Annotated in this window: 12 protein-coding genes; 5 read left to right on the top strand and 7 right to left on the bottom strand. The window is 45.7% G+C overall.

Going from position 1 to position 14,080, the window contains the following annotated elements; translation table 11 throughout:
* Both WBA89_RS02150 and WBA89_RS02145 read left to right on the top strand, forming a co-directional pair.
* On the top strand, positions 1-1,894 hold a 1,894-nt coding region (locus WBA89_RS02150), incomplete at its 5' end, for a DEAD/DEAH box helicase (protein ID WP_424403644.1).
* A gap of 478 nt (positions 1,895-2,372) precedes the next feature.
* Positions 2,373-3,197: an SWIM zinc finger family protein gene (locus tag WBA89_RS02145; protein WP_424403642.1), complete on the top strand. Its 825-nt coding sequence runs from the start codon at positions 2,373-2,375 to the stop codon at positions 3,195-3,197.
* Positions 3,198-3,852: 655 nt separating this feature from the next.
* Here WBA89_RS02145 and WBA89_RS02140 read toward each other — a convergent pair.
* Positions 3,853-4,491 (bottom strand): HAD-IA family hydrolase, encoded by a 639-nt coding sequence (locus WBA89_RS02140; protein WP_424403640.1) that lies wholly within the window; start codon positions 4,489-4,491, stop codon positions 3,853-3,855.
* Positions 4,492-4,698: 207 nt separating this feature from the next.
* Positions 4,699-5,667 (bottom strand): tRNA epoxyqueuosine(34) reductase QueG, encoded by a 969-nt coding sequence (gene queG, locus WBA89_RS02135; RefSeq protein WP_424403638.1) that lies wholly within the window; start codon positions 5,665-5,667, stop codon positions 4,699-4,701.
* Between the two features lie 210 nt (positions 5,668-5,877).
* Here queG and WBA89_RS02130 point away from each other — a divergent pair, with 210 nt between their 5' ends.
* Positions 5,878-6,840, top strand: coding sequence for an orange carotenoid protein N-terminal domain-containing protein (locus WBA89_RS02130; protein WP_424403636.1), 963 nt, complete (start codon positions 5,878-5,880; stop codon positions 6,838-6,840).
* A 380-nt stretch (positions 6,841-7,220) separates the two neighbouring features.
* On the top strand, positions 7,221-7,655 hold the full coding sequence (locus tag WBA89_RS02125) for a nuclear transport factor 2 family protein (protein WP_424403634.1): 435 nt from the start codon (positions 7,221-7,223) through the stop codon (positions 7,653-7,655).
* Positions 7,656-8,049: 394 nt separating this feature from the next.
* Here WBA89_RS02125 and WBA89_RS02120 read toward each other — a convergent pair whose 3' ends face one another.
* The 4 genes from WBA89_RS02120 to rsmH form a co-directional block, all read right to left on the bottom strand.
* Entirely contained in the window at positions 8,050-8,286 is a 237-nt protein-coding gene (locus WBA89_RS02120) for a hypothetical protein (RefSeq protein WP_424403632.1), read from the bottom strand.
* A gap of 50 nt (positions 8,287-8,336) precedes the next feature.
* Positions 8,337-8,759 (bottom strand): ATP-binding protein, encoded by a 423-nt coding sequence (locus WBA89_RS02115; RefSeq protein ID WP_194061581.1) that lies wholly within the window; start codon positions 8,757-8,759, stop codon positions 8,337-8,339.
* 309 nt (positions 8,760-9,068) lie between these two features.
* The gene (locus WBA89_RS02110) at positions 9,069-10,742 is read right to left on the bottom strand and encodes a SpoIIE family protein phosphatase (RefSeq protein WP_424403630.1); all 1,674 of its coding nucleotides are present in this window, start codon (positions 10,740-10,742) and stop codon (positions 9,069-9,071) included.
* A gap of 219 nt (positions 10,743-10,961) precedes the next feature.
* The gene (gene rsmH / locus WBA89_RS02105) at positions 10,962-11,864 is read right to left on the bottom strand and encodes a 16S rRNA (cytosine(1402)-N(4))-methyltransferase RsmH (protein WP_424403628.1); all 903 of its coding nucleotides are present in this window, start codon (positions 11,862-11,864) and stop codon (positions 10,962-10,964) included.
* A gap of 230 nt (positions 11,865-12,094) precedes the next feature.
* On the opposite strand from rsmH, the gene WBA89_RS02100 reads away from it, so the two are divergent.
* The gene (locus WBA89_RS02100; protein WP_424403626.1) at positions 12,095-13,279 is read left to right on the top strand and encodes an NAD(P)H-quinone oxidoreductase subunit H; all 1,185 of its coding nucleotides are present in this window, start codon (positions 12,095-12,097) and stop codon (positions 13,277-13,279) included.
* Between the two features lie 187 nt (positions 13,280-13,466).
* On the opposite strand, the gene WBA89_RS02095 is transcribed toward WBA89_RS02100, so the two are convergent.
* On the bottom strand, positions 13,467-14,080 hold a 614-nt coding region (locus WBA89_RS02095), incomplete at its 5' end, for a hypothetical protein (RefSeq protein ID WP_424403624.1).

The following is a 14,080-nucleotide window of genomic DNA, read 5'->3' as shown; positions in this document are numbered from 1 at the left end:
AATTAACCCCCCCTTAGCAAGGGGGGGCGCTGGAGAAATTAACCCCCCCTTAGCAAGGGGGGGCAAGGGGGGGTTGGGATTGCAAAGTCTGTTAAATTTTAAGTGGGAATTGACGATCGGCGGACAGCGCATTTCTAAGGCAGAATTCGATCGGCTGGTAGAGCTGAATTCGCCTTTGGTGGAAATTAACGGTGAGTGGGTGGAGTTGCGCGCCACCGATGTGAAGGCTGCTAAAACTTTTTTTGCTAGTCGCAATTCCCAAATGACTCTTTCTTTGGAGGATGCTTTGCGTTTGGCTTCGGGCGATTCTCAGACTATTGAAAAATTGCCTGTGGTGAATTTTGAAGCTACGGGTCAACTTCAGGAATTGTTGAATACTTTAAGCGATAATCAGGCCGTAAGTGCGATCGCAACTCCGGCTAGTTTCCGGGGAGAATTGCGGCCTTATCAAGCATTGGGAGTTGGCTGGCTGGCATTCTTAGAACGCTGGGGTTTAGGTGCTTGTCTCGCGGACGATATGGGTTTGGGAAAATCCATTGAGCTAATTGCTTTCCTCCTGCACTTGCAAGAACAAAATTCTCTAGAAGCGCCGACATTATTGGTTTGTCCGACATCGGTATTGGGCAATTGGGAGCGGGAAGTCAAGAAATTTGGCCCGACGCTGAAAGTATTGCTACACCACGGAGACAAACGCGCTAAAGGCAAAGCATTTGCGGCCGCAATTAAGTGGAAGGATTTAATAGTTACCAGTTACGCGCTGGTGTTTCGCGATGCTAAGGAAATTCAAGGCGTTAAGTGGCAAGGATTGGTTTTGGATGAAGCCCAAAATATTAAGAATTCCGAGGCTAAGCAGTCGCAGGCGGTGCGGCAAATCGAGGCAGATTTTAGAATTGCGCTGACGGGAACTCCGGTGGAAAATAGACTGCAAGAATTGTGGTCTATTTTGGAGTTTCTGAATCCTGGCTATTTGGGGCCGCGCAATTTCTTTCAGCGCCGTTTTGCAATTCCGATCGAGAAATATGGAGATAGAGAATCATTGCATACTTTGCGATCGCTCGTTCGGCCTTTTATCCTGCGCCGCCTGAAAACTGACAAAGAAATCATCCAAGATTTGCCGGAAAAACAGGAGATGACTGTATTTTGCAGTCTGGCTGCTGGGCAAGCAGCATTATATCAGAAAATAGTCGAAGAGTCAATCGCTAACTTAGATTCAGCCGAAGGCATTCAGCGCCGGGGAATGATTCTGGCTTTGCTGGTAAAACTCAAGCAACTTTGCAACCACCCTGCCCTTGTAAAAGCAGAAGGTAAGCCCAAAGAATTGAGCATTAACAGCCAAGAATCAGGGAAATTGCAGCGGTTGGTGGAAATGTTGGAAGAGGTTGTCGCTGAGGGCGATCGGGCTTTGATTTTCACTCAATTTGCTGAATGGGGAAAACTCCTAAAACCGCATCTAGAAAAGCATTTAGGGCGAGAAGTTTTGTTTTTGTACGGCGGCATTAAGCAACAGCAGCGGGAAGAAATGATCGATCGCTTCCAACACGATCCGCAAGGCCCGCCGATTATGATATTATCCTTAAAAGCTGGCGGCACCGGTTTGAATTTAACCAGGGCTACCCACGTTTTCCACTATGACAGGTGGTGGAATCCCGCAGTAGAAAATCAGGCAACTGACCGCGTATTTCGTATCGGTCAAACCCGCAACGTGCAAGTCCACAAATTTGTCTGCACGGGTACGCTAGAGGAGAAAATCCACGATATGATCGAGAGTAAAAAAGCTCTAGCCGAGCAAGTAGTCAGCGCTGGCGAAAACTGGCTCACCGAACTCGACACAGACCAACTTCGCAATTTACTAATTCTCGATCGCGATGCTATTATAGAAACCGAAGAAGAATAATTTTAATTGTTCGTAGTGAGGACTTTAGTCCTTCTTGAATGCGGACTTGCTAACGACCAATGACTAATGACTGCTGACTAATGACCAATGACCAATGACCAATGACCAATGACTAATAGACTTCTTGCAAAAATAGTTAGGACGGGCTAGAAGCCAATACGGTTCACTTAAGACGATCCCCCCTAACCCCCCTTAAAGAAGGGGGGGACAAGAATGCCCTCTTGCGTCCCCCTTCTTAAGGGGGATGCGAGGGGGATCTCCGGGGCATAAATATGTTAAGTGAACCGTATTGGGCTAGAAGCCCATCCCACAAAAATCTTTTTTCTTGTGGGATGGGCTTCTAGCCCGTCCCAAAATTTGATTAAAAGGACTTTTGCAAGAGGTATAATGACTAATGACTAATGACCAATGACCAATGACTAATGACTAATGACTAATGACTAATGACTAATGACTAATGACTAATGACTTATGACTTATGATTGACAGAGAATGGTGGACACAACAGTGGCTAGATTTAATCAATACCTACCGCTTCAAAAAGCGTTTAGAACGCGGCTGGCAATACGCGCGCGAAGGTAAAGTTCTCAGCATTAAATTCCCTAATCAAGAAGTAATTGCTATCGTTCAAGGAACAGACCCCAAACCCTATCAAGTTTCTCTAGGACTCGATACATTGAGCGATGAAGATTGGGATTACGTGATTGAAAATATGTCCCAAAGAGCGGTTTTTTCGGCTAAATTATTAGCAGGAGAAATGCCGCACAATATTGAAGATGTATTTGCAGCGGCAGGAAAAACGCTATTTCCGTTAAGTTTATCTGATATTCGATCGCGCTGTAGCTGTCCTGACCCCAAAAATCCTTGCAAGCACATCAGTGCAGTATACTACTTATTGGGCGATCGCTTCGGAGAAGACCCCTTTGTACTCTTTCAACTGCGGGGAAGAACCAAAGAGCAAATCTTGACAGCACTTCGGCAAAGACGCGGTACTAATAAAGAGAAAAATTCCCAACTTAAGGTCGAAAATTCCCCGACTGCGAATTCTAAATTGCCGAAGGTCGATCGCTTTTGGGAATACAACCAGCAGCTAGAATCATCTTTAGTCGTAATTGTGCCGCCGCCCAGCAGCGAAACAGTCTTAGATATTTTAGGCCCGATTCCCCTCGCAACCAACCCAACAGCAACCAGTAGCAAATCTTCCCCCGCCTCTGACGCACTCAAGCAGCATTTTAGTAAAATTTACCAAGCAGTTAGCCAGCAAGCCGTTTTAGCCGCACTGAAACTGGGCGAAGGAGACTAATACCATTTTTCTAAAGATGTGCTATAGATGAAGTCTTAGCCCCCCTTAATTGTGCTATAGATGAAGTCTTAGCCCCCCCTTAATAAGGGGGGGTTGGGGGGGTAATATCTAGCGCTACTTTATGAAATTGGTATAACAAATTATTCTTTCTTTCTGGGGATGACGCAAAGTCTAAGAAACCCGGTTTCTCATAATATCGTTTCCGGTTGCATCGGAATGATTTAACCACAGAGAACACAGAGTACACAGAGGGAGAGAATATATATCTGAATCATTCCGATGAAGAGAGGATTTGATATAAAATATCTATGGGATGGTAAAAAAAATCGAGAGAAACCGGGTTTCTGGGAATGACGCAAAGTCTAAGAAACCCGGTTTCTCATACCAACTTCCAAAAATCCTGCAATTAATTGCGTTTAACAGAAGGCGGATAGGTGAAACGCAGCCAAGTTGCCAAAGTAGCCACCGCGCAAGTTGAAGCCAAGCTAAATGTCAAGAAAGTTTCAAATGCTGACATAATACTGTTCCTCTTTATTTGAGCGATCGAGTAAATCTTTACTCCTTCATATTTATATCAGCCTCAATCCCTTTTTTCAATCTGCCGGGACATAAAGTTTTTACTACTTTAAATTTTGAAATATTTGTTTACATGAATTTACATTCTTCCCAGATTACTCATAATCTCGATCAATTGCTGGGGACGTTCAATCAAAAAATCGGGATGGTGTAAGGCCAAAACCTCCTGAGAATTAAAACCCCAACCTACAGCAATTATTTTAATTCCAGTTTTTCTAGCAGCATCTATATCTCTAATCTCATCTCCCACATAAAATACTTCTTCAGGATTTATATGCTCTTGTCTGAGCCATTTATTAATAACTTTATGTTTACCGAAAGTTGAACCAGAGTAAATAAACGTGAAAGTATCTTGTAAATTGTTATTTTCCAGCGCCGCTAAGACATTTTCTCTGGAATTAGATGTGATAATGCCCAGTTGAAACCCCAGACTTTTCAACTCCAGCAAAACTTCTTTAATTCCCGGAAATAATTGAACGTCTGAAATTTCACTGCGTAACTCTGCTCTCAATTTTCTAATCAGCAGCGGGAATTTGAAGATGGAAATGCCAGAATAACGAAGAATTTGCCAAGAAGTTAAATTGCTCAGTTGAGCAACTTCCTCTTTTGTCGCAGGCTTAAAACCGAATTCTGCTGACAAACGGTTGGTGATGCTCAAAAGAATATCGATTGTATCTGCTAAAGTACCGTCAAAATCAAAAATAATTACTTTGGTCATTGGACAATAGCAAATAAAGAACTGGAATTATATCATTTTTCAGAAAGATGAGGTGCTGTCGGGCATATATGGCATAGGGCATAGGGCATAGTGCATAGGGCATAGGGCATAGGGCATAGGGCATAGGGCATAGTGCATAGTAAATACCTCACTTTTTTGAGAAAGGCTATATATTAGCTCTAATGACTAATGACTAATGACTGCTGACTAATGACTATTAATTTGATTTGCTTTGGCATTTCTACGCAGCATTTCCGGTTTAATTCGCCGCAGCGCCGAAGCTGTAAATCTGCGGTTCCATTCTTCGTCGGAAATATCGGCTAATTCTGCAAGTGTCGGCGCTATATTTTCAGGATAAGGCTCGAATTCTGTAACATCTGTTGGTTGAGCAAATCGCTGATTCCAAGGACAAACATCTTGACAAATATCGCAACCGGCAACCCAACCCTGTAAATTAGATGCTATTTCGTCGGGGAGTTTTTCGGCTCGATTCTCGATCGTATGATATGCTATGCACCGATCGGCATTCACGACAAAAGGCTCAGTAATCGCCCCCGTCGGACACGCATCAATGCAGCGAGTGCAACTACCGCAATGTTCGGTGTGAGGAGTATCGGGCGCTAACTCCAAATTAGTCAAGATTTCGCCCAAAAACACCCAAGAACCGTATTCGCGGGAAATTAAATTACCATTTTTAGCAATCCAGCCAATCCCCGCACGCTGCGCCCACATTTTATCTTGAACCGGCCCGGTATCAGCATAATACCGCGCTTCAATTCCTTCGGCTTGCGATCGCACCCAATTTGCCAAAACCTTGAGTTTTTTGTGTAAAATTCTGTGGTAATCCCGCCCCCAACCGTAGCGAGAGATTTTAGCATATTCTAGGGCTGCACCGTCCCCCCCCTCCAACAGGGAATTTTCGGGGCGCTGGTGGGGCGTGTAGTAGTTAATGGCAACACATATTAATGACTTGACTTCTGGCATGAGCGATCGAATATCGGAGCGTTTCGGGTTGGTCATCCAGGCCATATCCGCCTGATAACCCTTGTCCAGCCAAGCCTGCAATCTTTGTTTTTCTATATCGACATCCGCGTCTGCAGAGGCGATTCCCACTTTGTGAAATCCCAACTCTAGGGCTTTTTGCTGAATGCGATCGCGATTAATTGATATTTTCATAGAATTAGCAACCGCAGCATAAAATGTGCAATAAGTCTAGTAATTTTAAGAGGATTTTTGGGGACAGAATCGATAATACTTTCACAATCTTTATATTTATAAATTTGAACTCAAAAAGCTCAAAAACGTTACATAATGTAATTAAAGGAGAAATGGGTTCGTCTATTCAAGTCGGCAAGTAAAACCAACAGCGAATCCCGCAGCATACATATGGCAGTTAGTATTCAATCGGCTCAATCGATTTTCTCAAACACCGAGATTGCGAGCGCTGTTCCGGCTACCACCGAAGCGTTCTACAAACTCAGCGTCGAAGACCAACTCGCACTGCTCTGGTATGCCTACACTGAAATGGGCATCTCCATCACCGCAGCAGCTCCCGGAGTAGCCAGCATGGCGCTTGTCGAAGGCGTACTCAACGACATTAAGCAGATGTCCCCTGCAGACCAAAGCAAAACCATGTTTGACCTGGCCAGCAACGCCGACACCTCAATCGGCCGGATTTACACATCCTTGCGCGTCAACACCAAACTCGGTTTCTGGTACGAGTTGGGACAGTTGATGAAGCAGGGCGTTGTCGCTCCCATCCCCCCTGGCTATCAAATGTCTCCCGAAGCCACCGCAGTTCTCGAAACCATCAAGAAACTCGATCCGGGCCAACAAATTACCGTACTTCGCAACACCGTAGTTCACATGGGCTACGATCCGGATTTCAGCCAAGAGTACGGCAAACGAGCAGCCCCCCGCAGCACTCCCACCGCAGCAGCAGAGCGGGTGAAAACCAAGATTGAAGGTATCACCGAGCAGACAGTGCTCAACTACATCGACTACATGAATGCCTTCGACTTCACCCCAGCCGTCGGTTTATTTGCCGAAGAAGGCGCTCTGCAACCGCCTTTTCAAAAGCCGATCGTCGGTCGCGAAGCTATCCTCAACTATATGCGGGAAGAGTGCATCGGACTGAAAATGATGCCACAGGAAGGTATGTCCGAGCCTGCAGAAGATGGCTACCGCCAAGTGAAAGTTACGGGTAAAGTCGAAACTCCTTGGTTCGGATCGAATGTGGGTATGAACATTGCATGGCGGTTTTTGCTCGATCCCCAAGGTCAAATTTTCTTTGTGGCGATCGACTTGTTGGCCTCTCCTAAAGAATTGCTCAACCTGATCCGCAAATAGAATATTCTGTTTGGCGTTTGTCAAACAGACTTGCACAGAAACCCAGATACTTTAAAAGTGTCTGGGTTTAGTTGATTTTAGATTTGAGATTTTAAGGACTGCTCGTTTACTCGTTGCCAGTAGTGCCTGGTAACGCAGATCGATCGGCTCTGCCTCCTTTTTTTCCAACAAACGAGGCAGAGCGTCTAGATTTCTGTTCCCAGGCACAGCCAGGGAACAAGTTAAGTGTGTGGGTTTATACAATTTGAGATTTGAGATTGCTGTACGTTACTCTTTTTCTTCAGAGAATTTATCCCTGGCCCTACCTATATCTTTTGAGGGATTTGCTGCGACAAACATAATGATTAAAGTATATTCATTCCTATCCAATCACTTATTTTATGACCGCAACAACTAGACCTATTTTAACTAGCTCTATCAAGATTGCTGGCATCACAAAGCCAGTGGTACTGCAATATTTTGAAAATTTAAATGCAGGCAATTTTGAAGAGACTGCTAATTTGTTTGCTGAGGACGGAGTTCTGCACGCGCCCTTTGAAGAGCCAATTATCGGTAAAAGCTCGATCGCCGCTTATCTAAAAACAGAAGCGCGAGGAATGCAGCTCGCACCGCAGCAAGGAATCAGCCAAGTTTTAGAAGATGACCGAGTTGAAGTTCAGGTCAGCGGTAGGGTGAAAACTTCCGCATTTGGTGTTAATGTCGGATGGCTGTTCCTGCTCAATTCTGACCGAGAAATCCTTTCTGTCACCGTCAGGCTGTTAGCTTCTCCCCAAGAATTGCTAAATTTGCGCCCCCACAAAAATTTTAATGTTTAATAAGCTGTTTCGGATTTAAATTGCTGATTTTGGTTCGATCTGTCGATCGCGCGGAATGCTTCAAGCGACCGTTATTTTTGCCTGAGTGAGGCAGAAACCAGCTTTTTACCCAAACCTGTTAGACATCAGAATTATTAATATCTCTCTTCTGTGCATCTGCGTGAATCGGCGTTAATCCTTTGTCATCTGCGGTTAGTACATTCTCTTTTTTTAACCGCAGATGAGGGCAGATGAACACAGATTAACGCAGATGAATTAGAGCGATTTTGTTGACTGCTGACTGTTGACTGTTGACTGTTGTTATTTGTTAGCAGCAACCAATAACTAATAACTAATAACTAATAACTAATGACTATTGACTATTGACTATTGACTAATGACTAATGACTACTGACTACTGACTGCTGACGGGCTTGCAGTCTCGCGTCGCAGGTACGGGAATGCACAAAAAAGAGGCTGTCACTGCACCGCAGGACAGAAAGCTACCCTCTTCAAAAAGAGTGTTGCCGATCGCTAATTGTATTATGTCCCGATCGACAGAGATTAAAAACCAGGGCGGGTTTTTGAGATTGCCAATTATTATTGGCAGATATTTTTGGTGAGGGGAACCCCTACCACCTGCCGCGATCATCGAACGGACATGATATGACTCATGGCTAATGACCGACAACTAACGGCTGATTAAGTTTTTTCCGCCAAACTCGCTTCCAACTTGAGACAGTTGCGACCGTCTAGCTGCAAGCTGTAGTCCACCCGATCCATAAGCCTGCTCATAATCAGCCAGCCGTAACCGCTTTCTTGTTTAGCTTCCGGTCTGGGGGGATTGTAAGTATCCATTTCGTAACCTTTACCGTAATCCCAAATTTCTAAACCAATATCGCGATTTTTTAAATTCAAGCGAATTAACACCGGCAAATTGGGTTGATCTTTGTGAGCATGGCGGATCACGTTAGAATAGGCTTCTGCTAACACCAAGCGCAAACGATTCGACTGACGCGGCCAATCGATGTGCTCTCCTAGTTCAACTTCCAAACTGCTCAGCAACCAATTTTCAACAATTGTTAAAAACCGCAAGTCGCTTGGCACATGAAGCTCAGTATTCATAAAAAAATCCTGTAAGTTTGGAAACCTGCGTCTTCAGACCAGGGATGAAGTATGACAAGCCGAATTTATTTGGCGTTGATATTTGTCGCTACATGAAGGATAGTCAATACCGGGCGATCGAGGCAATAGATTTTCGCCGACGAAAGCATCAACCAAAAAGCATGAGTTGAGAGTTAGCCGTTGACGCGCTAATTCTGTAACTTTTGCCGATCGCCCGCGTTCTCTGTGTTAATCTGTAGCCTGTCAACCGAGGGCTGGAGTTTTTGATACCCAAAGCTCCCGACAAATAGTCGGGAATTGCTGACAGATTCAGAGAACTTCCAGAGAAAGTATGGTTTGGTCGTCTTCCTGAACTGGATTGTCAGCTCGGATGTAAGCCAACAAATTGTCCAAGTTGATGGAACCAGGCTCCTCAATCAAGAGTTGCCAAAGCCCTTCTTGTTGTAGCATAGAACGGGTTTCTTCGCCCCCTGCGATCGCCGGAGTGGTCACGCTAGCTTCAGTAATTCCGTCACTCGTCAGCAGAAATACATCTCCTGATTTTAATTCGATCGCACCGCTTTTACCTTTCCAAACTGGCAGTATCCCCAAGGGAATGCCGCGAGCTTTCAGGAAATTCGGCTCTGCTGGCGCTTCACCGCTAGCGGTCTGAGCTTTCACATCAGAATTCGACCAAACAATCGGGTAAATGTGACCGGCATTAGCAAAAGCCAAGTGTCCCGTTGACGGAGTGTAACGAGCTACAACCATTGTAATAAAATGGTTGTTGCCGATCAGGTCGTCAGCCATACTGCTATTCATATTCTGCATCACTCGATCGGGTTCGGGAGAAATTTCTTGAGAAAGTTCGCGCCGCATCACCGAAATCGCGCTCGCCATAAATAGAGCAGCCGGAACACCCTTACCCGAAACATCACCCACCGCTATCCAAATATCCCCTTGAGAGTGGACGTAGACCTCAAAAAAGTCACCGCCAACTTCCCGCGCCGGATAGCAGCAAGCTTGCACCCTGACAGTTTCAAAATCCGGCCAACTTTGGCGCAACAAATTTGTTTGGATTTGGCGGGCCACTTCCAACTCATTCTGCATCTGGTTAGCTAAATCCAGAGTGCGCTGGTAGAGCTTAGCTTGAGACAGAGCCAGAGCAGCTTGAGCTGCTACACCTTCTATTAACTCTATATCTTCTGCAGACCAAGGGTTAGTGCCGCCAATCTGACACAGGGCCAGCACCGCCAGCAAATCTTGCTGGTAAGTCAGGGGCACAGCAATCTCAACCGAATTAGCGTCACCGCCACTGTTCGGGTTGACTTGAGTTTGGCGGCTGGCTACAGCTTGCACCAGCAAATTTTCATCAAAAGAAAAGCTGCTGGTTTCGGCGGTTTGGGCTTGGTAGGGGAAGGTACTCGGTAATAGTCTATCGCCCTCTACCGGCCGCAGCATACAATAGTTGGCCTCAAAAGTTTGACCTACGGTTTGAACAATAGTTTGTACCATACTAGAGTAATCCAGCGACCCGCGAATCACGCTCATCACCTCATTGAACAGAGATTCCTTGCGTAAAGCGCGGCGCAGTGCAACGCTGCGCTGCTTGTAATATTTGTAAGTTTCTGACGCTTGATTGATAACTAATTTCAGTTCTTCTGGATTCCACGGCTTGGTGATGTATTTGAAAACTTGACCTGCGTTGATTGCTTCTACCAAGTCTTCAACATCTGTGTATCCAGTCAGCAGAATCCGAATCGTATCAGGAAAGCGATCGACTGTTTTCCCCAAAAACTCGGTGCCGTTCATTTCTGGCATCCGCTGGTCAGATATAATCACCGCCATTTCGCCTTGTTCGTCTAGAACGGACAGGGCGCTGAGGGCGCTATCTGCTTTGTAAACCTGAAATTCGCGTCGAAACGTCCGGTACAGCAAATCCAAGTTGTCGGGTTCGTCATCGACCACCATTAGTTTCAGTTTGCTTCCATCTCCCCGACTCATGCTATCCCTTACTCCTAGGCGAATTGATCGGGTCTAAAACGGGGTTGTCAAGTACCCTTGGCTGATTCAGCGGAGCCGAATCAGCATCAGGACTTCGGGTTTTATAGGTCAGTGCCATATTAGTGATACCGCAAGGATACTGGGAACTGGCATCCGGGATCGGTCTTGCCAGACCCCGCCTTGGTTTGGAACTCGTGCTTTACTCGCCTTAGTGTCGAATCAAGTTAATTTTTCTGCCAGTCTGAGCTTAGCAGAACGAGAGCGGGGATTTCTAGCTACTTCTTCTGATTGTGGCACGATCGGCTTTTTTGTCAGTACCTGCAAACAGTCTGTTCCTCTGAGTTGGTGCTTGACCGGTCGGTCTTCGAGACTGTGAAATGTAATAATTCCAATTCTCCCACCTGGTTTTAACCACTTTGGCGCTTCCTTAAGAAAAGTGTCTAAAGAAGCGAGTTCGGAGTTGACGGCTATCCTCAAAGCTTGGAAAGTGCGGGTGGCGGGATGGATTCTACCGTTGCGCTGCTTGGGTGGGAAAGTAGAGGCGATCGCCCCTGCAAGTTCTGTAGTAGTTTCAAAAGGACGTTGTGCGACAATCCGCCTCGCGATGCGCCGCGAAAATCGCTCCTCGCCGTATCTGTAAATAATATCTGCTAGTTTAACTTCTTCCCAGTGATTGATAATCTCTTGGGCCGTCAAAGATTGCTGTTGGTTCATACGCATATCTAACTTAGCAGGGTGGCGAAAACTAAAGCCGCGTTCCGGTGTATCGAACTGAGCCGAGCTAACGCCCAAGTCTGCTATGATACCATCAAATGTGGCCTCTTGAGACTGATATTGGGCAAAATTGCCGTGCCAAAACTCGACGGAACCGTTAGCAAATCGGGCCCTGCAAAAACGGATGGCTTCTTCGTCGCGATCGATCGCCACCACACTCACATCAGCCGCCGCCCCTAAAATCAAACTCGTGTGTCCGCCGCCCCCAAGCGTCGCATCCAAATAGCGCCCGCCCGGACGCACAGCTAAACCAGCAATTAATTCTTGACCCAAAACTGGAACATGATAGCTGTCAACACTAACATCAGATCCAGGAGTATCCTTCTCAGACGGCTCGATATCCTTCATAATCTATAAAGCGAAACAAAAATCAACAATAGTCCCTAGTCATTAGTCCCTAGTCATTAGTCCCTAGTCAGCAGTCCCTAGTCAGCAGTCAGTAGTTCTCAGTCCTCAGTCCTTAGTTAGAGAGTTTTTTTTGCTAATGACTAATGACTAATGACCAATGACTAATGACTAATGACCAATGACTCATGACCAACGACCAATAACCAATTACCAATTACCAACTATCAATTATGTCAAGAATTGAGACAAGAACCGAACCAATGGTGCTCAACATGGGCCCGCACCACCCATCCATGCACGGGGTACTGCGGTTAATTGTCACCTTGGACGGCGAAGATGTAGTAGACTGCGAGCCTGTTATGGGCTATCTACACCGTGGCATGGAAAAAATTGCCGAAAACCGCACTAACGTGATGTACGTCCCCTACGTGAGCCGCTGGGACTACGCTGCGGGGATGTTTAACGAAGCGGTGACAGTCAATGCACCGGAAAAGTTAGCCAATATTGCTGTCCCCAAACGGGCCAGTTATATTCGGGTAATTATGCTGGAGTTGAACCGGATTGCGAACCACTTGATGTGGGTAGGGCCGTTTTTGGCCGACGTGGGCGCGCAAACTCCATTTTTCTACACTATGCGCGATCGCGAACCAATTCTCGATTTGTGGGAAGCAGCCACCGGCTACCGCATGGTAAACAACAACTACTTCCGCATCGGCGGAGTAGCAGCAGATTTACCCTACGGCTGGGTAGATAAGTGCGAAGATTTCTGCGATTACTTCCTGCCAAAAATTGACGAATACGAACGTTTAATTACCAACAATCCAATCTTCCGCCGCCGGATTGAAGGGCTGGGTACAATCTCTCGCGGCGAAGCGATTAACTGGGGACTGTCCGGCCCGATGTTGCGCGGTTCCGGCGTGAATTGGGATTTGCGGAAAGTTGACCATTACGAATGTTACGACGACTTCGAGTGGGAAGTTTGTACCGAAGCTGCTGGCGATTGTTTGGCCAGGTACTTAGTCCGAATTCGCGAGATGCGCGAGTCAGTTAAAATCATCTATCAAGCCTTGAAAGGACTCCCCGGCGGCCCTTACGAAAACTTGGAAGCGAAGCGCTTAGAAAGCGGGCCAAAATCTGAATGGAACAGTTTCGACTATCAGTTTATTGGCAAAAAAGTAGCGCCGACTTTCAAGATTCCCAAGGGCGAACATTACGTGCGCGTTGAAAGCGGCAAGGGTGAGTTGGGAATCTATATTATCGGCGATGATAGTACATTTCCTTGGCGCTGGAAGATTCGGGCTGCGGATTTCAACAATTTGCAGATTTTGCCCCACATCGTGCGCGGTGTAAAGATTGCGGATTTGGTGGCAATTTTGGGTAGTATCGATATTATCATGGGTTCGGTCGATCGGTAGAAGGAAAAGGGAGATCGCATTTTTTGGCTGGTTGCTAAGAAGTGCGATCGTTGTTTTTTTGAATCATATACAGTCCTGGGCGCATAATACCAAAGAAACCGGGTTTTTCACTTCAATTGTCGGCTACAACGAAAAATTTTCGTAAAAACCCGGTTTCTGACTACCCATGAGTCTGGGAGTGTATATATTAACAGTAACGAAAATCTACCTCGGTTCCGCACTGCGTACAAATACCCTCAGAACAATCATCAGCTCCTCCTGACCAGCTAAAGTTTGTGCCGTGGCAGTACGGACAATAGTTAGTCAAAGATAAAATTTCAGCGGGGACACACCGCCATTTGGGTAAAGTAACAGCTATCTCAGACTCTAGGGAAGTTAATGTATTGACAGGTAAACGATGTACTCGATCGACTAATTCATTGACTTTTAAACTTAATTCATTAGCATTTTCTACCCACAAATAGCCGCAGCGGACAGCGCGACTGATTAAAACATTTCTTTTTTCTTCAATAAATATTCGATTTCCGTTGGGGTCGATCGCCCTGCATTCCCACCCTGCAAATATAGGAACTTCTTGTGCGTAATTCCCTATCAAACCTGGAATGTTATTGAGTTGCCGTTCAGCAAGATAACCGATCCATATATCCCAGTGAACTCTTTTGCATCTTTGTGAAGAAATACAACTTTTTAACAAATTATCAAAGGCGATTATATCCTTGTCTACGCCTCTGTGACCTAAGTAAATACCGCGTCTTTTTGTATCTGCTAAATTAAATATGACTACATAATCTGGTAATAAGT

Source organism: Microcoleus sp., from assembly GCF_049646505.1.
Taxonomy (GTDB): Bacteria; Cyanobacteriota; Cyanobacteriia; order Cyanobacteriales; family Microcoleaceae; genus Microcoleus.
The sequence above is the reverse complement of the archived record's forward strand: the minus strand, read 5'-3'. Positions and strand labels throughout refer to the sequence as shown.

Bases quoted from the DNA above. Each gene is read 5' to 3' on its own strand.
- WBA89_RS02145 (WP_424403642.1), top strand. From the start codon at position 2,373: ATGATTGACAGAGAATGGTGGACACAACAGTGGCTAGATTTAATCAAT.
- WBA89_RS02140 (WP_424403640.1), bottom strand. From the start codon at position 4,491: ATGACCAAAGTAATTATTTTTGATTTTGACGGTACTTTAGCAGATACA.
- queG (WP_424403638.1), bottom strand. From the start codon at position 5,667: ATGAAAATATCAATTAATCGCGATCGCATTCAGCAAAAAGCCCTAGAG.
- WBA89_RS02130 (WP_424403636.1), top strand. From the start codon at position 5,878: ATGGCAGTTAGTATTCAATCGGCTCAATCGATTTTCTCAAACACCGAG.
- WBA89_RS02125 (WP_424403634.1), top strand. From the start codon at position 7,221: ATGACCGCAACAACTAGACCTATTTTAACTAGCTCTATCAAGATTGCT.
- WBA89_RS02120 (WP_424403632.1), bottom strand. From the start codon at position 8,286: ATGATCGCGGCAGGTGGTAGGGGTTCCCCTCACCAAAAATATCTGCCA.
- WBA89_RS02115 (WP_194061581.1), bottom strand. From the start codon at position 8,759: ATGAATACTGAGCTTCATGTGCCAAGCGACTTGCGGTTTTTAACAATT.
- WBA89_RS02110 (WP_424403630.1), bottom strand. From the start codon at position 10,742: ATGAGTCGGGGAGATGGAAGCAAACTGAAACTAATGGTGGTCGATGAC.
- rsmH (WP_424403628.1), bottom strand. From the start codon at position 11,864: ATGAAGGATATCGAGCCGTCTGAGAAGGATACTCCTGGATCTGATGTT.
- WBA89_RS02100 (WP_424403626.1), top strand. From the start codon at position 12,095: ATGTCAAGAATTGAGACAAGAACCGAACCAATGGTGCTCAACATGGGC.